Annotated in this window: 18 protein-coding genes; 12 read left to right on the top strand and 6 right to left on the bottom strand. The window is 69.9% G+C overall.

Annotated elements, in window-relative coordinates:
- Nucleotides 1-313 precede the first annotated feature (313 nt).
- The 4 genes from Q8X39_RS02285 (at nucleotide 314) to Q8X39_RS02270 (ending at nucleotide 2,649) form a co-directional block, all read left to right on the top strand.
- Nucleotides 314-751 (top strand): DUF2946 family protein, encoded by a 438-nt coding sequence (locus Q8X39_RS02285; RefSeq protein ID WP_305748004.1) that lies wholly within the window; start codon nucleotides 314-316, stop codon nucleotides 749-751.
- 153 nt (nucleotides 752-904) lie between these two features.
- Nucleotides 905-1,432, top strand: coding sequence for a copper chaperone PCu(A)C (locus Q8X39_RS02280; protein ID WP_305748003.1), 528 nt, complete (start codon nucleotides 905-907; stop codon nucleotides 1,430-1,432).
- A gap of 61 nt (nucleotides 1,433-1,493) precedes the next feature.
- Nucleotides 1,494-2,102, top strand: a complete 609-nt coding sequence (locus Q8X39_RS02275; protein ID WP_407067947.1) for an SCO family protein — start codon at nucleotides 1,494-1,496, stop codon at nucleotides 2,100-2,102.
- Between the two features lie 58 nt (nucleotides 2,103-2,160).
- The gene (locus tag Q8X39_RS02270) at nucleotides 2,161-2,649 is read left to right on the top strand and encodes a copper chaperone PCu(A)C (RefSeq protein ID WP_305748002.1); all 489 of its coding nucleotides are present in this window, start codon (nucleotides 2,161-2,163) and stop codon (nucleotides 2,647-2,649) included.
- Between the two features lie 48 nt (nucleotides 2,650-2,697).
- Here Q8X39_RS02270 and Q8X39_RS02265 read toward each other — a convergent pair whose 3' ends face one another.
- The 6 genes from Q8X39_RS02265 to Q8X39_RS02240 all read right to left on the bottom strand — a co-directional run bounded on the left by Q8X39_RS02265 (nucleotide 2,698) and on the right by Q8X39_RS02240 (nucleotide 8,646).
- Nucleotides 2,698-3,222, bottom strand: a complete 525-nt coding sequence (locus Q8X39_RS02265; RefSeq protein WP_305748001.1) for a DUF1993 domain-containing protein — start codon at nucleotides 3,220-3,222, stop codon at nucleotides 2,698-2,700.
- Nucleotides 3,223-3,286: 64 nt separating this feature from the next.
- Complete coding sequence (locus Q8X39_RS02260) at nucleotides 3,287-3,784, bottom strand: hypothetical protein (RefSeq protein WP_305748000.1); 498 nt, start codon at nucleotides 3,782-3,784, stop codon at nucleotides 3,287-3,289.
- Nucleotides 3,777-6,404: an alanine--tRNA ligase gene (alaS, locus tag Q8X39_RS02255; protein WP_305747999.1), complete on the bottom strand. Its 2,628-nt coding sequence runs from the start codon at nucleotides 6,402-6,404 to the stop codon at nucleotides 3,777-3,779. Before alaS ends, Q8X39_RS02260 begins: the two co-directional genes overlap by 8 nt.
- A gap of 22 nt (nucleotides 6,405-6,426) precedes the next feature.
- On the bottom strand, nucleotides 6,427-6,912 hold the full coding sequence (locus Q8X39_RS02250; RefSeq protein WP_305747998.1) for a type II toxin-antitoxin system VapC family toxin: 486 nt from the start codon (nucleotides 6,910-6,912) through the stop codon (nucleotides 6,427-6,429).
- Nucleotides 6,896-7,141, bottom strand: a complete 246-nt coding sequence (locus Q8X39_RS02245) for a type II toxin-antitoxin system Phd/YefM family antitoxin (protein ID WP_305747997.1) — start codon at nucleotides 7,139-7,141, stop codon at nucleotides 6,896-6,898. Before Q8X39_RS02245 ends, Q8X39_RS02250 begins: the two co-directional genes overlap by 17 nt.
- 95 nt (nucleotides 7,142-7,236) lie before the next feature.
- Nucleotides 7,237-8,646, bottom strand: coding sequence for an aminotransferase-like domain-containing protein (locus Q8X39_RS02240; protein ID WP_305747996.1), 1,410 nt, complete (start codon nucleotides 8,644-8,646; stop codon nucleotides 7,237-7,239).
- 167 nt (nucleotides 8,647-8,813) lie between these two features.
- Between Q8X39_RS02240 and gabT the strand changes: the two genes are divergently transcribed.
- From gabT to Q8X39_RS02200, 8 genes are all read left to right on the top strand, one after another.
- A complete protein-coding gene (gene gabT, locus Q8X39_RS02235) occupies nucleotides 8,814-10,112 on the top strand; it encodes a 4-aminobutyrate--2-oxoglutarate transaminase (RefSeq protein WP_305747995.1) in 1,299 nt (432 codons plus the stop codon).
- Between the two features lie 59 nt (nucleotides 10,113-10,171).
- Nucleotides 10,172-11,362, top strand: coding sequence for an acyl-CoA dehydrogenase (locus tag Q8X39_RS02230; RefSeq protein ID WP_305747994.1), 1,191 nt, complete (start codon nucleotides 10,172-10,174; stop codon nucleotides 11,360-11,362).
- Nucleotides 11,362-12,567 (top strand): CaiB/BaiF CoA transferase family protein, encoded by a 1,206-nt coding sequence (locus Q8X39_RS02225; protein WP_305747993.1) that lies wholly within the window; start codon nucleotides 11,362-11,364, stop codon nucleotides 12,565-12,567. The genes Q8X39_RS02230 and Q8X39_RS02225 overlap by 1 nt, the downstream gene beginning before the upstream one ends.
- A gap of 168 nt (nucleotides 12,568-12,735) precedes the next feature.
- Nucleotides 12,736-13,911: an ABC transporter ATP-binding protein gene (locus tag Q8X39_RS02220; protein WP_407067946.1), complete on the top strand. Its 1,176-nt coding sequence runs from the start codon at nucleotides 12,736-12,738 to the stop codon at nucleotides 13,909-13,911.
- Between the two features lie 57 nt (nucleotides 13,912-13,968).
- Entirely contained in the window at nucleotides 13,969-15,003 is a 1,035-nt protein-coding gene (locus Q8X39_RS02215; RefSeq protein ID WP_305747992.1) for an ABC transporter substrate-binding protein, read from the top strand.
- A 43-nt stretch (nucleotides 15,004-15,046) separates the two neighbouring features.
- Nucleotides 15,047-16,306 carry an ABC transporter permease gene (locus Q8X39_RS02210; RefSeq protein ID WP_305747991.1) on the top strand — a complete coding sequence of 420 codons (1,260 nt, stop codon included), beginning with the start codon at nucleotides 15,047-15,049 and terminating at the stop codon, nucleotides 16,304-16,306.
- 24 nt (nucleotides 16,307-16,330) lie between these two features.
- Entirely contained in the window at nucleotides 16,331-17,161 is an 831-nt protein-coding gene (locus Q8X39_RS02205) for an ABC transporter permease (protein WP_305747990.1), read from the top strand.
- 134 nt (nucleotides 17,162-17,295) lie between these two features.
- The gene (locus Q8X39_RS02200; RefSeq protein WP_305748257.1) at nucleotides 17,296-18,786 is read left to right on the top strand and encodes an NAD-dependent succinate-semialdehyde dehydrogenase; all 1,491 of its coding nucleotides are present in this window, start codon (nucleotides 17,296-17,298) and stop codon (nucleotides 18,784-18,786) included.
- Nucleotides 18,787-18,794: the final 8 nt, after the last annotated feature.

The following is an 18,794-nucleotide window of genomic DNA, read 5'->3' as shown; positions in this document are numbered from 1 at the left end:
CGTGACGCGTCAAGATGCCGTCATCGGGTGGTCGCCTTCCGGCACCGCCCCCTGACGAACCCGCACGGACGCGTCCGCGCCAACAGTTGTCTCCTCGGTACCCCGTGAAAGCTCGCTTTCCAGGTACCTTCCCAACCCGGCTCTTGGCCGGGTTTTTTTTCGTCCGGATGCGTCACAGCCGGCCACCGTCAAACCGCCCTTGTCGCGGTCGACCCACAGGCAACGCCACCGCCCGCACCAAACGTCACGACTGGCGCAGCGGATGTTCGGCGGCCAACCCAAGCGAACTCGGTCGATCCCGCACAATCTCCTCATGACCACGCCGCGCACGCGCGCCCACCTCGCCTGGCTCGGGATCCTTCTGGTCCTGATGCCGCTGCTCGCCCCGGCGATCAGCCATGCGATCGTGCGTGCTCAGGGCGGTGATGCCCGCCACGCGGCCTGGGTCGCCGGCCTGGACGCGCGCGGCTGGTGCAGCCCGCCGGCCGCCGACACCGTCGCCGCAGAAGCCCGTGCCACTGACATCGCCGCGCCGGCCGATGTGCCCGCGCCGCACCTCGCCGCCGCCTGCGACTACTGCGGCTGGCCGCTCGGCCTGGCGGCCGTGGCGGCGCTTCCGTCGGTCTGGTCGGCCGCGACGCTGCCGACCGATGCCTTGCAGGTTGGCGTCGACAGGCGTGCCCCCGCGGCGCCACGGTCGGCGGCCCACGGCGCGCGGGCGCCGCCCTCGCCGATCGACCGACAGGCCTGACCCAGGCCTGGGGCGTCGGCCACCTGGCCTGCACCGCCCGCACGCATTCCCCTCGTCGAGCCTGGCCGAGCCTGCGCGCCGCCCACCGCTCCGACGAGCGCCCCCACCGACACGGTCGCCCGACGTGGCACCGGTCCGACGCACACCGACACCATGAACGCCCTTCGACACACGGCCACGCGCCGCTCCTTCGCCGTCCTGTTGACGGCTGCCCTCGGCAGCCTGGCCGCCCTGCCCGCACTGGCCCACGGCAGCCGCGCCGGCGATGTCCGCATCGACCATCCGTATTCGACGCCGACGCCGCCGGGGCTGCGCTCGGGCGCGCTCTACTTCCGCACGCTGGCCAACACCGGCAGCAAGCCCGACCGCCTGATCGCCGCCGAGACGCCCGTCGCCGGCAAGGTCGAGTTCCACGAGATGAAGACCGTCAACGACATCATGAAGATGCGCGCCATCCCGTCGATCGACCTGGCGCCCGGCCAGCAGATCGCGCTGCGCCACGGCGGCGAGTTGCACATCATGCTGCTCGACCTGCGCAAGCCGCTGCAGGAAGGCGACCGCTTCCCGGTCACGCTGACCTTCGAGCGCGGCGGCAAGGAAGAGGTCATGGTCTGGGTCCAGAAGCCCCGCGCCGCAACCGTCGACATGGACAAGAACCACGGCGAGCACGCCGGTCACTGACCCGGCCTGGCTCACCATCACGCCGCCACCGCTCACCCGTCCCGCACCAGGAAGATCACCCGTGACCCTCGCCCGCCGCTCGTTCAGCCGCACCCTGCTCGCCACCGCCGTCGCCATTTCCTTCGGCAGCTCGCTGAGCGCCTGCAAGTCGGCCCCGCCGCCGTTCAAGACCATCGACATCACCGACGCCGAGTACGGCAAGGGCTTCTCGCTCAGCGACCCGGACGGCAAGACCCGCACGCTGGCCGATTTCAAGGGCCGGCTGGTGATGGTCTTCTTCGGCTTCACGCAGTGCCCGGATGTCTGCCCGACCGCGCTGACCCGCGCGATCGAGGTCCGTCGCCAGCTCGGCAAGGACGCCGACAAGCTGCAGGTCGTCTTCATCACCGTCGACCCGGAACGCGACACCGCCGAGCTGCTCAAGGGCTACACCGTCGCCTTCGACCCGAGCTTCCTGGCCCTGCGCGGCGACGAGGCCCAGACCCGCGCCACCGCGCGCGACTTCAAGGTCTTCTTCAGCAAGGTGCCGACCGGTTCGAGCTACACGATGGACCACACCGCGCTGTCCTACGTCTTCGACACGGCCGGCAAGCTGCGGCTGGCGGTGCGCCACAACCAGACCGCCGACGACATCGCCCACGACCTGAAGATCCTGCTCGACGCGGCCTGAGCGCGCGCCGTCCCCCACGAACCCCGAACCGCCAATGACTTCCCTCAAGGACCTGACCATGAACCACATCAAGACCCTGGCCCTGGCCGCCGCCCTCAGCCTGGCCACCCTCGCCGGCACCGCCCACGCGCAAGCCACCGTGCAGGCCAAGGACGCCTGGGTGCGCCCGACCATCGGCACGCAGCGCACCACGGGTGCCTTCATGACGCTGACCGCCGGCAGCGACCTCAAGCTGGTCGGCGCCAGCTCGCCCGACGCCCGCGTCGTCGAGGTCCATGAGATGGCGATGGAGGGCGACGTGATGAAGATGCGCGCCGTGCCCGCGCTCGATCTGCCCTCGGGCAAGCCGGTCGAGCTCAAGCCGGGCGGCTACCACCTGATGCTGATCGACGTGGCCCGGCCGATGAAGGCCGGCACGACCGTGACGGTCGACCTCGAGGTCGAGGACAAGGACCAGAAGCGCTCGCGCATCAACGTCAAGGCGAGCGTCCGCCCGATGGCCGGCATGCCCGCCAAGGAAGACCATTCCAAGCACATGGGCCATTGACCCTCGGCCCCTCGCATGGCCGGCCGATGGGCCGGCCATGCGGCCGGGTCAGATCGACTCGTCGGGCCCCAGCAGGAAGTCCTGCTTGCCCAGCTCGACACCGTTGTGGCGCAGCAGCGCATAGGTCGTCGTGACGTGGAACATCACGTTGGGCAGTGCCCAGTGGCGCAGGTAGTCGGCGCCCTTGAGCGTGCGGGTGGCTTCGCGGCCCACCGGGAAGGTGACCTCGTGGTCCTCGCGGCCGTCCAGCGCATCGGCCGGCACGCTGTCCAGCCAGGCCAGCGTGTTGGCGATGCGGGTCTTCAGCTCGGCCAGCGTGGTCTCGCCGTCCTCGAACTTCGGCGCACTCAGGCCGCCCACGCGGGCCACGCCCAGCTTGGCCGCGTCGCAGGCGATGCGCACCTGCGAGGTCAGCGGCAGCATGTCCGGCGCGAGGCGCGACTGGGCCAGCACGTCCGGGCTGAACTTGCGCGCCGTGGCGCTGGCCTGGGCCTTGTCGAGGAAATGGTCCAGGTTGCGCAGCGCGCGCTTGAAGATGGGCAGGAAGGCCGAGGTCAGCGTGGTCGTGGTCATGGGGTGATCCTGCAGAAGGGTGCGAGGGAGGAAGCCGCCGAGTGTCCACCCGGCAGCAGGGTCATCAGGCGTCCAGGGTCTCCAGCCATGCCTGCGCGCTGCGCAGGCTGAGGCGGAAGTCCGGCGCGACCTTCTTGCGCCCGAGCAGCTCGCCGGACGCATCGTGCGCGCTGAGCGTGGCGCTGGGCATGTCGTCATCCGGCTCGATGTCGAGCCTCACCTCGACCCGGCCGGCCGGCGTGTCCACGCGCAGCTGCTGGTGCAGTTGCGCGTGCAGCTGCTGCTCATGCCGGCGCAGGACCTCGTGGGCGGTCTTGATCCAGGTGTTGAAGGCGTTGATGTCCAGCGGCTTGGGGTTCTTCTTGTCGCGCCCCATGGTCCAGGGCGCGACAAGCACCGGTTCCGATTCGCCGCGCCGCGTCATCGACACGGCCCAGCCTTCGTCGTCCTCGTTCTTGATGACGCAGGCGGTCCACAAATCGTCTCGCCAGAGCCTGGGCGACTGGACCGGCGCCCAGTCGTCGTCGCGGTCATCCGCCGGATCGGCCTGACGCTCAGACACGCTCGGCGACCCAGGCCTGCACGCTGGCCAGCGCCCCGGCCAGCTTGCTGGCATCGGTGCCGCCGGCCATGGCCAGGTCCGGCTTGCCACCGCCCTTGCCGCCGACCTGCTGGGCGACGAAGTTGACCAGCTCGCCGGCCTTGACCTTCGACGTCGCGTCGGCCGTCACGCCGGCCGCCAGCTGGACCTTGCCGCCGTCGACCGCAGCCAGCACGATGGCCGCGGTCTTGAGCTTGTTCTTGAGCTGGTCCATCGTGGCGCGCAGCGTCGTGGCGTCCGCGCCTTCGAGCATCGCGGCCAGCACCTTCAGGCCCTTGATGTCGACGGCCTGGGCGACCAGGCCGTCGCCCTGCGACGAGGCCAGCTTGCCCTTGAGGGCGCCGAGCTCCTTCTCCAGCGCACGGATCTGGTCCTGCAGGCCGGCGATGCGCGCGGGCACCTCGGGCACCGCCGCCTTGAGCGCGCCGGCCACGTCGTTCACGGTGCGCTCCAGACCCTGCAGGTAGGCCAGCGCGTTGTCGCCGGTGACCGCCTCGACGCGCCGGATGCCGGCGGCGACGCCGCTTTCGGCCACGATCTTGAACAGGCCGATGTCACCGGTGCGGCCGACGTGCGTGCCGCCGCAGAGTTCCTTGCTGGAGCCGATGGTCAGCACCCGCACGGTCTCGCCGTACTTCTCGCCGAACAGCATCATCGCGCCGCTCTTCTGCGCGTCCTCCAGTGCCATGACCTGGGCGTTCGCGGCGGCGTTGGCCAGGATCTCGGCGTTCACGAGGGCCTCGACGCGGCGGATCTCCTCGTCGCTCATCGGCGCGTGGTGGGCGAAGTCGAAGCGGGTGCGTTCGGCATTGACCAGGCTGCCCTTCTGCTGGACGTGGCCGCCGAGCACCTCGCGCAGCGCCTTGTGCATCAGGTGGGTGGCGCTGTGGTTGCGCACGGTGCGGGCACGCCGCTCGGCATCGACGCGGGCCGCGTACACGTCACCCACCTTCACCGAACCCTCGATTACGCGGCCATGGTGGCCGAACACGTCGGCCTGGATCTTGATCGTGTCCTCGACCAGCACGCGGCTGGTGGCGTTGCGCAGCTCGCCGCTGTCACCGACCTGGCCGCCGCTCTCGGCATAGAAGGGCGTGTGGTCCAGCACGATGACGGCGTCGTCGCCGGCCTCGGCAGCTGCGACCGGGCTGCCGTCGACATAGACCGCGACGACCGTCGAGGTCTCGCAGACCAGGTGCTCGTAGCCGTGGAAGGCGGTGGCCACGCCCGTGTAGTCGAGGCCGGCAGCCATCTTGAACTTGCCGGCCGCACGGGCCTGCTCGCGCTGGCGGTTCATGGCGGCCTCGAAGCCGGCCTGGTCGACGCTCACGCCGCGTTCGCGGCAGACGTCGGCGGTCAGGTCGACCGGGAAGCCGTAGGTGTCGTGCAGCTTGAAGGCGGTCTCGCCGTCGATCGTCTGCGCACCGCCAGCCAGGGCGCCTTCGAGGATCTCCATGCCGTGCTGGATGGTCAGAAAGAAGCGTTCCTCCTCCTGCTTGAGCACCTCGGTGACACGGGCCTGGGCGGCGCGCAGCTCGGGGTAGGCCTCGCCCATCTGCGCGACCAGCTCGGCCACGATCAGGTGGAAGAAGGGCTTGCGCGCGCCGAGCTTGTAGCCGTGGCGGATCGCGCGGCGGGCGATCCGGCGCAGCACGTAGCCGCGGCCCTCGTTGCCGGGGATGACGCCGTCGGTGATCGTGAACGAGCAGGCACGGATGTGGTCGGCGATGACCTTCAGGCTGGGCGAGTCGGGGTCGATGCCGGCGCCGCCGCTGGCCTCGACCGCCGCCTTGGCCGCCGCCAGCAGCGCGACGAACAGGTCGATCTCGTAGTTGCCGTGCACATGCTGCAGCACCGCGGTGATGCGCTCCAGGCCCATGCCGGTGTCCACCGAGGGCTTGGGCAGCCGGTGCATCACGCCGTCCTCGGTGCGGTTGAACTGCATGAAGACGTTGTTCCAGATCTCGATGTAGCGGTCGCCGTCCTCGTCCGGGCTGCCGGGAGGGCCGCCGGGGATGCCTTCGCCGTGGTCGAAGAAGATCTCGGTGCAGGGCCCGCAGGGGCCGGTGTCGCCCATCATCCAGAAGTTGTCGGACATGTAGCGGCCGCCCTTGTTGTCGCCGATGCGCACGATGCGCTCGGCGGGCACGCCGACAACCTTGTTCCAGATCTCGTAGGCCTCGTCGTCCTCGGCGTAGACGGTCACCCAGAGCTTGTCGACCGGCAGCTTGAAGTGCACGGTCAGCAGTTCCCAGGCGTACTGGATGGCGTCGTGCTTGAAGTAGTCGCCGAAGCTGAAGTTGCCCAGCATCTCGAAGAACGTGTGGTGGCGCGCGGTGTAGCCGACGTTGTCGAGGTCGTTGTGCTTGCCGCCGGCGCGGATGCACTTCTGGCTGGTCGTGGCGCGGGTGTAGGCGCGCTTGTCGAAGCCCAGGAACACGTCCTTGAACTGGTTCATGCCGGCATTGGTGAACAGCAGCGTCGGGTCGTCACCCGGGATCACCGGCGACGAGCTGACGATGGTGTGGCCCTTGCTCTCGAAGAACTTCAGGAAGGTGTTGCGGATGTCGGAGGCTTTCATGGGCTTGCGGTCTCGGTGGAATTCATGCGGCCGGGACGGCCGTCGGATGCGGGTAGAGGGTGATGCCGGCGCGCACGGCGGCACCGGCCATCTCGGCGTCATAGGTGGCGAGCGAGGCACGCCGCCGCTGGGCCAGTTCAAGGTAGAGGCTGTCGTAGGCGCTCAGGCCGTGGACACGCGCGAGTTCGAGGTTGCGGGCCACGTCGACCGGCGTGAGGTCGACGTCCGGCTCCAACGCCATGATCACCGCCAGCGCCTGGCCGATGCGGGCAGGATCGGCAACGGCCCGGCGCTCGGCCTGCACCAGCGCGTTGGCCACCTCGGCCTGCCAGAGTGCCGGCACGACCAGCTCGCAGTGCGCCAGCAGCTGCAGTCCCTCCGGGTGCGGACGCGGCGCCGAGGTGTGCAGCACGTAGCGCAGCACGAAGGATGCGTCGACGACGACCGCGCGCGTGCGCAGGGCCGGCGGCGGCGCCGCTGCGCCGGCGCCCTCAGCTCCGACCGGCACGGATCAGATCCTCGATGCGGACGTCGCCCAGCGCGATCGGCTCGAACGACTGCAGGGCCTGCAGCGCCTCGCGGCGGCGGCTTGCGACCGCAGGCGTCACCTCGTTGATCGGCACGATGCGTGCGACCGGCTTGTTGTGCCGCGTGATGATCACTTCCTCGCCCCGTTCGGCACGGGCGATCAGCTCGGACAGGTGCGTCTTCGCTTCAAACAGTCCGACGGTTTCCATGGCAAGGCCCGATGGGTATTGGTTGAATCAACCAGATTCTAGAGGACCGACACCCGGGCGACGACCCGTGCGCCGCCCGTGAGACAGCCCCCGCGTCAGACCGCCTGACGCCGGCTTTCGAGGAAGGTGTAGAGCCGCTCGTCCTCGCAGTAGGCGACGTTGAAGCGCATCCACGGCGTCGGTGCGAGGTCGGCGCTGAAGAGGTGGCCGGGGCCCAGCAGCAGGTCGTGTTCGGCGGCCTGGTTGGAGGTCTGGACCGCGTCGGGCATGTCGGCATGGCGGGCCCACAGGAACATGCCGGCCTTGGGCTCGCAGAAGATCTCGAAGCCCAGGTCGTCGAGCCGCTGGGCGACCCGCTCGTGGGCCTTGGCCAGGCGGTCACGCAGCGCCTTCAGGTGCTTGCGCCAGCGTCCCTCGGTCAGCGCGCCATAGGCCAGCCGCTCGCCGAATTCGGAGCTGGTCAGGCCGGCGATCATCTTCAGCTGGGCCAGGTCCTCGACCAGGTCCGGGTGCGCCACCAGATGGCCCACGCGGATGTTGGGCGAGATGGTCTTGCTGTAGCTGCCCACGTGGACGACCCGGTTGAGCTGGTCCAGGCTGGCCAGCGAGGGGCGCGGTTCCGGATCGAGGTCGGCGTAGATGTCGTTCTCGATGATCAGCACGTCATGCTTCTCGGCCAGCTGCAGCACCCGGTGCAGCTGGGCCAGCGTGGCGACCGATCCGGTCGGGCTCTGCAGGCGGGGCTGGGTGAAGAACACGCGCGGCTGGTGCTCGACCAGCGCGGCTTCCAGCGCGGCCAGGTCGTAGCCGCCCGGCGTGCGCGGCACGCCGACCAGCCGGGCACCCTGGAAGCGCAGGCAGAACAGCAGGTTGGCATAGCCCGGATCGTCGACCAGCACGGCATCGCCGGGCCGCACCAGGCGACGTGCGCAGAGGTCCAGCGCCTGGCTGCTGCCCTGGGTCAGCAGGACCTGTTCGGGCGTGACGGCGACCTCCTGCTCGGCCAGCGTGTCGCGGATCAGCTGGCGCAGCGGGGGATAGCCCTTCGGATCGCCATAGCCGCCCAGGTCGACGTCGTCACCGGCGAGGCCGCGCAGGCTGCGCTTGAGGCCATCCTCGAACAGCCAGTCGCCGGGCAGCCAGCCGCAGCCGGGCTTCATCGACAGGTGGCGGTTCTCGAAGATCTTGCGCAGGTACCACATCGAGTCGAAGGACGTGCCCGCGATGCCGGCCGGCGAGGCCACGTCGACCGCCGCGACCGCGCCCTCGCTGCGCTTGCGCACGAAGAAGCCCGAGTGCGGCCGCGACACCAGCCAGCCTTGCGCGACCAGCCGGTCATAGGCCTCGACCACCGTGAAGATGCTGACCTGGTGGGCATGCGCGAACTGGCGGATCGACGGCACCTTGGTGCCCGCACGCAGGCCGCCCTCCTCGATCTGCCGGCTCAGGGCCTGGACGATCTGGACCACCAGCGGCGTGGCGGACTTGGGGTTGAGCGTGAACATGGCGGGGGCGTGAGGCGGGAAGGCGGAGGTGCCAGGTCCGACCGACCGCGCGGCTGTGCCGGTCGACGGCCCAGCACAGTGCATCGGTGCGGGGTGGCTGCCTGTACATGGTAGACGGCGGGTGCGGCCCCTACAGTGCCCTGACAGTCGCCACCCGGAGTCCCACGATGCAACGCGAACCCCACCTCAACAACGCCGCCCTCATGGCGCGCCGCCGTGCCGCCCTGCCAGCCGGCCTCGGCCAGAGCCACGAGATCTTCGTGCAGCGGGCCGAGAACGCCGAGGTCTGGGACGTCGAGGGCCGTCGCTACATCGACTTCGCCGGCGGCATCGCGGTGCTCAACACCGGCCACCGCCACCCGCGCCTGGTTCAGGCCATCGCCGACCAGCTCGACAAGTTCACCCACACCTGCTTCCAGGTCCTGGCCTACGAGCCCTATGTCGAACTGGCAGAGCGCCTGAACGCCAAGGCCCCCGGCGACTTCGCCAAGAAGAGCTTCTTCCTGACCACCGGCGCGGAAGCCGTGGAGAACGCCGTCAAGGTCGCCCGCGCCTACACGAAGCGCCAGGCGCTGATCGCCTTCGGCGGCGGCTTCCATGGCCGCACGATGATGGGCATGGCGCTGACCGGCAAGGTGGCACCCTACAAGACCGGCTTCGGCCCCTTCCCGGCGGAGGTCTACCACGCCAGGTTCCCGTGCGCGCTGCATGGCGTCAGCGTCGACGACGCGATGGCCTCGATCGAGTCGATCTTCAAGTACGACGTCGAGGCCGCCCGCGTCGCCGCCATCATCCTGGAGCCGGTGCAGGGCGAAGGCGGCTTCTATGTCGCGCCGCCCCAGTTCGCGCAGCGCCTGCGCGCGTTGTGCGACCAGCACGGCATCGTGCTGATCGCCGACGAGGTCCAGACCGGCGCCGGCCGCACCGGCACCTGGCTGGCCTGCGAGCAGTGGGGCCCGGCCGCCGTGCCCGACCTCATCACCATGGCCAAGTCGCTGGCCGGCGGCATGCCGCTGTCGGCCGTCATCGGCCGGGCCGAGATGATGGACGCGCCCGGCCCCGGCGGCCTGGGCGGCACCTATGCCGGCAACCCGCTGGCCTGCGCCTCGGCGCTCGCCGTTCTCGACGTGTTCGAGCAGGACGGGCTGCTCGAACGCGGCCGTGCGGTCGGTGAGCGCCTCAAGGCCGGCCTGTCGGCCATCGCCGCGAAGCACCCGGTGATCGCCGAGGTCCGCGGCCCCGGCGCGATGGTCGCCATCGAGCTGTGCAGGAACGGCGACCCGCACCAGCCCGACGCGGCGCTGACCGGTGCGGTCGTCAAGGAAGCCGCCCGCCGCGGCCTGATCCTGCTGTCCTGCGGCACCTATGCCAACGTGATCCGCGTGCTGGTGCCGCTGACCGTCTCCGATGCGGTGCTCGACGAGGGCCTGGCCATCATCGGCGACTGCTTCGCCGCGCTGGGCTGAACCGCCCCGCCGTCGCCACCGTCACCCGCCGTCACCGACCCGCAAGGAAAGACCGATCCATGGCCAGCCACGCCGCCTTCAACTGGGAAGACCCCCTCAACCTCGACGCGCAGCTCAGCGCCGACGAGCGCGCGGTGCGCGATGCCGCGCATGCCTACTGCCAGGAACGCCTGGCGCCGCGCGTGCTGGAAGCCTTCCGGCACGAGAAGACCGACCGCGCCATCTTCAGCGAGATGGGCGAGCTGGGCCTGCTGGGCCCGACCATCGCCGAAGCCTACGGTGGCTCCGGCCTCAACTACGTCAGCTACGGCCTGGTGGCGCGCGAGGTCGAGCGCATCGACTCCGGCTACCGCTCGATGATGAGCGTGCAGTCCTCGCTGGTGATGGTGCCGATCGAGGCCTTCGGCACCGAGGCGCAGAAGCAGAAGTACCTGCCGAAGCTGGCCCGTGGCGAGTGGGTCGGCTGCTTCGGCCTGACCGAGCCGGACCACGGCTCCGATCCCGGCAGCATGGTCACGCGGGCCTGCAAGGTGCCGGGCGGCTGGAAGCTCTCGGGCGCGAAGATGTGGATCACCAACAGCCCCATCGCCGACGTCTTCGTCGTCTGGGCCAAGGACGACGAGGGCGCGATCCGGGGCTACATCCTCAACAAGGGCGGGCATGGCACGTCAGGCCTGAGCGCACCGGCCATCAACAGCAAGGTCGGCCTGCGCGCGAGCATCACCGGCGAGATCGTGATGGACGAGGTCTTCTGCCCGGATGAGGACGCCTTCCCCGATGTGCGCGGCCTCAAGGGTCCATTCACCTGCCTGAACAGCGCCCGCTACGGCATCGCCTGGGGCGCACTCGGTGCGGCCGAGGACTGCTTCCACCGCGCCCGCAGCTACACGCTGGAGCGCAAGCAGTTCGGCCGTCCGCTGGCGGCCAACCAGCTGATCCAGAAGAAGCTGGCCGACATGCTGACCGACATCGCGCTGGGCCTGCAGGGCTGCCTGCAGCTCGGTCGCCTGAAGGACGCCGGCACGGCATCGGTCGAGGCCACGTCCATCCTCAAGCGCAACAGCTGCGGCAAGGCGCTCGACATCGCCCGCATGGCGCGCGACATGCTCGGCGGCAACGGCATTTCCGACGAGTTCGGCGTGGCCCGGCACCTGGTCAACCTGGAGGTGGTCAACACCTACGAGGGCACGCACGACGTGCACGCGCTGATCCTCGGCCGCGCGATCACGGGCATCCAGGCGTTCTCGTGATGGACCGCCCCTCGATGCTCGACGGCATCCGCGTGCTGGACCTGTCGCGGGTGCTGGCGGGTCCCTGGGCCGGCCAGCTGCTGGCGGACTACGGGGCGGACGTCATCAAGGTCGAACGACCCGGTGCCGGCGACGACACGCGCGGCTGGGGTCCGCCGTGGTGGGGGCCGGCCGATGCGCGCATGTCGGCCTACTACCTGAGCGCGAACCGGGGCAAGCGCTCGGTCGCCATCGACCTCGCAACGCCCGAGGGTGCGGCGATGGTGCGACAGCTGGCGGCCGAGGCCGACGTGCTGCTGGAGAACTACAAGGTCGGCCAGCTCGCCCGCTACGGCCTGGACGCGGCCAGCCTGATGGCGCTCAACCCACGGCTGGTCTATTGCTCGATCACCGGCTACGGCCAGGACGGGCCGCTGGCGCAGGCCGCCGGCTACGACTTCGCGATCCAGGCCACCGGCGGGCTGATGAGCCTGACCGGCGAGGCGCAGGGCACGCCGGGCTCGCAGCCGCAGAAGGTCGGCGTCGCGGTGACCGACCTGTTCACCGGCGTCTATGCCGGCACCGCCATCCTGGCCGCGCTGGTCGAACGTGGCCGCACCGGTCGCGGCCGGCACATCGATGCCGCCTTGCTGGACGTGCAGGTCGCCATGCTCGCCAACCAGGCCAGCAACCACCTCGTCGGCGGCGGCGTGCCGCGCCGCATGGGCAACGCGCATCCGAACATCGTCCCCTACCAGGTCTTCGAGACGGCCGACGGTCACCTCGTGCTGGCGATCGGCAACGACGGCCAGTTCACCCGCTTCTGCGAGCTGGCCGGCCATGCCGAACTGGCCCGCGATGCGCGCTACGCCAGCAACCCGCAGCGGGTCGCGCACCGCAACGAGCTGGTGCCCATCCTGGCCGACTGGCTGCGCACGCGCACCACGCAGGCCTGGGTCGACCTGCTGGAGCCCCAGGCCGTGCCCTGTGCACCGATCCTGGACATCCAGGGCGTGTTCGCGCACCCGCAGGTGCTGGCCCGCGGCTTGCGTGTGGACCTGCCGTCCGACACGCGCGTGGCGGCCCCGCCCATGCCGCTGGTGCGCAACCCGATGCGCTTCGACGGCGCGGCTGCGCTGGCCGACCTGGCCCCTCCGGCACTGGACCAGCAAGGCGACGCCATCCGCGCCGCGCTGGCCCGGGGCGAGGGGTGGCCCACGCGATGAGCCAGCGGGCCGACCTTGTCCCGAAGGCGGCCCGCCGGTCCGGTGCAAGCCCCTGTTTCTGTGTATCGGCTGCACACCCGATACAGCCTGCCCGCTGTCTGAGGCCGGCTGTACATGGCGCGCCGCCGCACCCGGTCGCAACATCGCCGCGCTCACCCTGAGAACACCATGCCACCTGCCGCCATCCTTCGACATCCCTCGCTCGATGCCACGCCCGCGACGCCGCCGGCCAGCGGCCTGGCCGACGCCGACACGCTGGTGCGCTTCCGTGGCGTGCAGAAGACCTACGACGGCGAGAGCCTGGTCGTGCGTGGCCTGGACCTCGACATCCGGCGCGGCGAGTTCCTGTCGCTGCTGGGTCCGTCCGGATCGGGCAAGACGACCTGCCTGATGATGCTGGCGGGCTTCGAGTCGCCGACCGCCGGCGAGATCACGCTCAACGGCCAGCCCATCACCCGGACGCCGCCGCACAAGCGCAACTTCGGCATGGTGTTCCAGAACTACGCGCTGTTCCCGCACCTGTCGATCGCCGACAACGTCGCCTATCCCCTGACCGTGCGCAAGGTGCCGAAGGCGCAGGTTGCCGAACGCGTCGCCAAGGCCCTGGCGATGGTGCAGCTGACCGGCCGCGACCAGCGCTACCCGTCGCAGCTGTCCGGCGGCCAGCAGCAGCGTGTCGCGCTGGCCCGCGCCCTCGTCTTCGAGCCGCAGCTGGTGCTGATGGACGAGCCGCTCGGTGCGCTCGACAAGCAGCTGCGCGAGCACATGCAGATCGAGCTGAAGGCGCTGCACCGCCAGCTCGGCGTGACCTTCGTCTACGTCACCCACGACCAGGGCGAGGCCCTGACCATGAGCGACCGCGTGGCCGTGTTCAACGACGGCGAGATCCAGCAGCTCGATGCCGTCGACCGGCTCTACGAGACGCCATCCAACCGCTTCGTGGCCGGCTTCGTGGGTGACAGCACGCCGCTGGCCGGCTCGCTGGGCGCGATCACCGGCCATGCCGTGCAGCCCGGCAGCCAGTGCGAGCTGAGGCTCGCCGGTGGCGCGCGTCTGACCGGCATCAACGTCAACGGCGTGGCCGATGGCACGGCGGTGCTGGCCTCGGTGCGGCCCGAGCGCATCGAGGTGCGCGTCGAGCCCGATGCGCTGGGCCAGCCCAACACCCTGCCGGCCGAGGTCGATGACGTCATCTACTTCGGTGACCACCTGCGCCTGCGCTGCCGCATCGCCGGCCAGGCGCCGGCCACCGTCAAGCTGCCGCTGTCCGGCGTGGCCCACCCGCAGGTCGGCCAGCGCATCGGCCTGCACATCCCGACACCGTTCCTGCGCGTGTATGCCTGAGCCGGCCCTCCCGAGCCGGCCACCCTGCCCCCATCCCCAACCCGAGGAGTTGCTCGCATGAAGAAGATCGCCCACTGGTCCGTCGCGGCCGCCGCCCTGATCGCCCTGCCCGCGCTGGCCCAGTCCCAGCTGACGGTTGTCAACTTCGGCGGCGCCAACGGCGCGGCGCAGAAGAAGGCCTATTTCGAGCCCTTCGAGAAGACCGGCGCGGCCAAGATCGTCGGCGTCGAATACAACGGCGAGCAGGCCAAGATCAAGGCCATGGTCGAGACCAAGAAGATCAGCTGGGACGTCGTCGAGGTCGAGAGCCCGGACGTCAACCGCGGCTGCGACGAAGGCCTGTTCGAGAAGCTCGACTACAGCAAGATCGGCAACAAGGCCGACTTCCAGCCGGCCGCCGTGCACGAGTGCGGCATCGGCGTGTTCGTCTGGTCGACCGTCATGGCCTACAACGGCGACAAGCTCAAGGACGCCCCGAAGACCTGGGCCGACTTCTGGGACGTCAAGAAGTACGCCGGCAAGCGCGGCCTGCGCAAGGGCGCGCGCTACAACCTCGAGTTCGCGCTGATGGCCGACGGCGTCAAGTCCGCTGACGTCTACAAGGAACTGGCCACCAAGGCCGGTGCCGACCGCGCGTTCAAGAAGCTGACCGAGCTCAAGCCGAGCATCCAGTGGTGGGAAGCCGGCGCGCAGCCGCCGCAGTTCCTGGTCGCTGGCGACGTGACGATGACGACCGCCTACAACGGCCGCATCGACGCGGCGCAACGCGAGGGCAAGAACCTCAAGATCTCCTGGACCGGCGGCATCTACGACCTGGACTACTGGACCATCGTCAAGGGCTCGCCCAACAAGGACGCCGCGATGAAGTTCATCGCCTTCGCCTCGTCGCCGGACGCCCAGGCCGAGTACGCCCGCAACATCAGCTACGGCCCGACCAACAACAAGGCGCTGGCCAAGCTCGACGCCAAGGTGCTGGACCTGCTGCCGACCTCGCCGGCCAACAGCAAGGACGCGCTGCAGTTCAACATCAAGTTCTGGGCCGATGCCGGCGAGGAACTCGAGAAGCGCTTCGCCTCCTGGGCGGCCCAGTAAGGCCCGTCCCCGCCACGACCCGCCGCCTGAAAGCGCCCCGCCGATGACCGCCACCGTGCTCGATGCCCCTGCCCTGCGACGTTCCCTGAAGCGGGTGCAGGTGCGTCAACGCTGGCTGGCCATCGGCCTGACGCTGCCGCTGCTGGTCTTCCTGCTGGCCACCCTGCTGGTGCCGATCGGCGCGCTGCTGCTGCGCGCGGTCGAGAACCCCGAGGTGGCCGGCGCCCTCACGCGCACCGGCGCGGCCCTGTCGAGCTGGGACCGCCAGGCCGAGCCACCGGCCGCCGCGTTTGCCGGCGTCGCGCAGGACCTCGCCGCGATCGAGGAAGGCGCGCAGGCCGGCGCACTGGCGCGCCGCCTGAACACCGAGGCCTCGGGTGCCCGGTCGCTCGTCATGGGCACCTACAAGGCCGTGCACAACCCCGAGACCTGGGGCGCCGACCTGGCCTCGCAGACGCCCGACCAGATCCGCGAACGCATGCTGGCGCTCGACGCCCGCTGGTCCGACCTGAAGTACTGGCAGGCGATCGCCAAGAACGCCTCGCCCTGGACGCCCGACTACCTGCTGACCTCGCTGGACCTGCGCCGCACGCCCGCCGGCGACATCGCCCGCGTCGAGCCGGACCAGCGCGTCTTCGGCCGCATCCTGCTGCGGACCTTCGAGATCAGCGCGCTGGTCACCGTCTGGTGCCTGCTGCTGGCCTATCCGCTGGCCTACTGGCTGTCGACGCTGGCCGCGCGCAAGGCCAACGTGCTGATGATCCTGGTGCTGGTGCCGTTCTGGACCTCGATCCTGGTGCGCGTGGCCGCCTGGATCGTGCTGCTGCAGCGCGAGGGCCTGGTCAACAAGTCGCTGATGGCGCTGTCGGTGCTCAACGAGCCGGCCGCGCTGCTGTTCAACCGCACCGGCGTGGTCATCGCGATGGTCCACATCCTGCTGCCCTTCATGATCCTGCCGCTCTACAGCGTCATGAAGTCGGTGCCGCCGACCTACCTGCGCGCGGCGGTCTCGCTGGGCAGCGCGCCGCTGGCGGCCTTCTTCCGCGTCTACGTGCCGCAGACCTTCCCTGGCATCGGCGCGGGCGCCTTGCTGGTCTTCATCCTGAGCATCGGCTACTACGTGACGCCGGCGCTGCTCGGCGGCGCCGACGACCAGATGCTCAGCTACTACATCGCCCAGTACACCAACGTCGACATCAACTGGGGCATGGCCTGCGCGCTCGGCGCGGTGCTGCTGGTGACGACGCTGCTGCTCTACGGCGTCTACCGCCGGCTGGTCAAGTCCGAGCTGAGCCTGGGCTGAGGCCGAGCCTGAAAGGGAACCGCCATGCTGCCGAAGTCGCTCGCCCTGCCCATCTTCCCGGCCTACTACACGCGGCTCGACCAGCTCGGCTGGTGGGCGCTGCGGCTGTTCGGCGTGGCCATGCTGCTGTTCCTGCTGCTGCCCATCCTGGTGATCGTGCCGCTGTCGTTCTCGGCCAGCTCCTTCCTGGCCTACCCGATGCCAGGCTGGAGCCTGCAGTGGTACGAGAACCTGTTCACCTCCGACGACTGGGCCCGCGCCGCACGCAACAGCTTCATCGTCGCGCCGGCCGCGACGTTGGTCGCCACCGTGCTGGGCACGCTGACGGCGGTCGGCCTGGCGCGGGTCCAGTTTCCCGGCAAGGGCCTGCTGATGAGCGTGCTGATCGCGCCGATGGTCGTGCCCATCGTGGTGGTCGGCGTGGCCTGCTACCTGTTCTTCGCCCGCATCGGCCTGTCCGACACCTACCTCGGCCTGATCGTCGTGCATGCTGCGCTGGGTGCGCCCTTCGTGGTCACCACCGTGCTGGCGACGCTGCAGGGCTTCAACCACAACCTCGTGCGCGCCAGCCTGAGCCTGGGTGCCGGGCCGCTGGAGACCTTCTGGCGCGTGACGCTGCCGGTGATCGCGCCGGGCGTGATCTCGGGCGCGCTGTTCGCCTTCGCGACGTCCTTCGACGAGGTCGTCGTGACGCTGTTCATCGCCGGCCCCAGCCAGGTCACGCTGCCGCGCCAGATGTTCACCGGCATCCGCGAGAACATCAACCCGACCATCGCCGCGGTCGCGACGCTGCTGACGATCTTCACGACCGGCCTGATGCTGGTGCTCGAATGGATACGCGGCAAGAAGGCCTGAACCGCGTCGGCGCCGACCTGCCCCCAGGAGATGCCGTGCGTGATGCCCGGCATGCGACGCCCGGCATCCGACGAACTTGCGCGCCGCGACGTAGAGTTGCCAGCCCTTTCCACCGCATGAGACGACCCACCACCATGGACACCAAGACCTCTCCGCTGGCCCTGCTCAACGATCCCACGCTGCTGCGCACGGATGCCCTGGTCAACGGCCAGTGGCTGGCCGGGAGCGGCCGCTTCGCCGTCGAGGACCCGGCCACCGGCCTGACGCTGGCCGAGGTCGCCAACACCGGCGCGGCCGAGGCCGAACAGGCCATCGCCGCTGCCCACGCCGCCTGGCCGGCCTGGAAGGCCAGGCCCGCCAAGGAGCGCGCCGCCATCCTGATGCGCTGGTACCACCTGCTGGTCCAGCATGCGGACGACCTGGCCCGCATCATGACCGCCGAGCAGGGCAAGCCGCTGGCCGAGGCCCGCGGCGAGGTGATCTACGGCGCCAGCTTCATCGAGTGGTTCGCCGAGGAGTCCAAGCGCGTCTACGGCGAGACCATCCCGACCACCGACCCGAACAAGCGCTACATCGTGCTCAAGCAGCCGATCGGCGTCTGTGCCGCGATCACGCCGTGGAACTTCCCCATCGCGATGATCACCCGCAAGGTGGCGCCGGCCCTGGCCGCCGGCTGCCCGGTCATCATCAAGCCGGCCGAGCAGACGCCGCTGTCGGCGCTGGCCTGCGCCGAACTGGCGCTGCGTGCGGGCATGCCGGCGGGCGTGCTGAACATCCTCAGCGCCGATGCCGACCGCTCGATCGAGATCGGCAACGTGCTGTGTGCCTCCGACGTGGTGCGCCACCTGAGCTTCACCGGCTCGACCGAGGTCGGCCGCATCCTGATGCGCCAGTGCGCGCCGACCATCAAGAAGCTCAGCCTGGAACTGGGCGGCAATGCGCCCTTCATCGTCTTCGACGACGCCGACCTGGACAGCGCGGCCGAGGGCGCGCTGGTCAGCAAGTACCGCAACGCCGGCCAGACCTGCGTCTGCGCCAACCGGCTCTATGTGCAGGCCGGCGTCTACGACGCCTTCGTCGAGAAGCTGGCCGCCAAGGCCCGCAGCATCCAGGTCGGCAACGGCTTCGAGCCGGGCGTGAACCAGGGTCCGATGATCGACGGCCAGGCCATGGCCAAGGTCGAGGCGCACGTCGCCGATGCACTTGCCAAGGGCGCCACGCTGGTGACCGGCGGTGGCCGCGCCGCGGGTCCGCTGGCCGAGCGCTTCTACACGCCCACCGTGCTGGCCAACGTCACCGCCGACATGCTGTGCGCCCGCGAGGAAACCTTCGGCCCGGTCGCGCCGGTGTTCCGCTTCGAGACCGAGGCCGACGTCATCGGCCTGGCCAACGCCACCGAGTTCGGCCTGGCGAGCTACTTCTACAGCCGCGACATCGGCCGCATCTTCCGCGTCGCCGAGGCGCTGGAATCCGGCATGGTCGGCATCAACACCGGCCTGATCTCGGTCGCCGAGGTGCCCTTCGGCGGCGTCAAGCAATCCGGCCTCGGCCGCGAGGGCTCGCGCCACGGCATCGAGGACTATGTCGAGATGAAGTACCTGTGCATCGGGGACGTGCTGCGCTGAATCGGTCC

Origin of the sequence: Leptothrix discophora (genome assembly GCF_030705305.1) — a bacterium.
Taxonomy (GTDB): domain Bacteria; phylum Pseudomonadota; class Gammaproteobacteria; order Burkholderiales; family Burkholderiaceae_C; genus Sphaerotilus; species Sphaerotilus discophorus.
This window is presented reverse-complemented; position numbering and strand designations above follow the sequence as displayed.

Bases quoted from the DNA above. Each gene is read 5' to 3' on its own strand.
- Q8X39_RS02285 (WP_305748004.1), top strand. From the start codon at position 314: ATGACCACGCCGCGCACGCGCGCCCACCTCGCCTGGCTCGGGATCCTT.
- Q8X39_RS02280 (WP_305748003.1), top strand. From the start codon at position 905: ATGAACGCCCTTCGACACACGGCCACGCGCCGCTCCTTCGCCGTCCTG.
- Q8X39_RS02270 (WP_305748002.1), top strand. From the start codon at position 2,161: ATGAACCACATCAAGACCCTGGCCCTGGCCGCCGCCCTCAGCCTGGCC.
- Q8X39_RS02265 (WP_305748001.1), bottom strand. From the start codon at position 3,222: ATGACCACGACCACGCTGACCTCGGCCTTCCTGCCCATCTTCAAGCGC.
- alaS (WP_305747999.1), bottom strand. From the start codon at position 6,404: ATGAAAGCCTCCGACATCCGCAACACCTTCCTGAAGTTCTTCGAGAGC.
- Q8X39_RS02245 (WP_305747997.1), bottom strand. From the start codon at position 7,141: ATGGAAACCGTCGGACTGTTTGAAGCGAAGACGCACCTGTCCGAGCTG.
- Q8X39_RS02240 (WP_305747996.1), bottom strand. From the start codon at position 8,646: ATGTTCACGCTCAACCCCAAGTCCGCCACGCCGCTGGTGGTCCAGATC.
- gabT (WP_305747995.1), top strand. From the start codon at position 8,814: ATGCAACGCGAACCCCACCTCAACAACGCCGCCCTCATGGCGCGCCGC.
- Q8X39_RS02230 (WP_305747994.1), top strand. From the start codon at position 10,172: ATGGCCAGCCACGCCGCCTTCAACTGGGAAGACCCCCTCAACCTCGAC.
- Q8X39_RS02225 (WP_305747993.1), top strand. From the start codon at position 11,362: ATGGACCGCCCCTCGATGCTCGACGGCATCCGCGTGCTGGACCTGTCG.
- Q8X39_RS02220 (WP_407067946.1), top strand. From the start codon at position 12,736: ATGCCACCTGCCGCCATCCTTCGACATCCCTCGCTCGATGCCACGCCC.
- Q8X39_RS02215 (WP_305747992.1), top strand. From the start codon at position 13,969: ATGAAGAAGATCGCCCACTGGTCCGTCGCGGCCGCCGCCCTGATCGCC.
- Q8X39_RS02210 (WP_305747991.1), top strand. From the start codon at position 15,047: ATGACCGCCACCGTGCTCGATGCCCCTGCCCTGCGACGTTCCCTGAAG.
- Q8X39_RS02205 (WP_305747990.1), top strand. From the start codon at position 16,331: ATGCTGCCGAAGTCGCTCGCCCTGCCCATCTTCCCGGCCTACTACACG.
- Q8X39_RS02200 (WP_305748257.1), top strand. From the start codon at position 17,296: ATGGACACCAAGACCTCTCCGCTGGCCCTGCTCAACGATCCCACGCTG.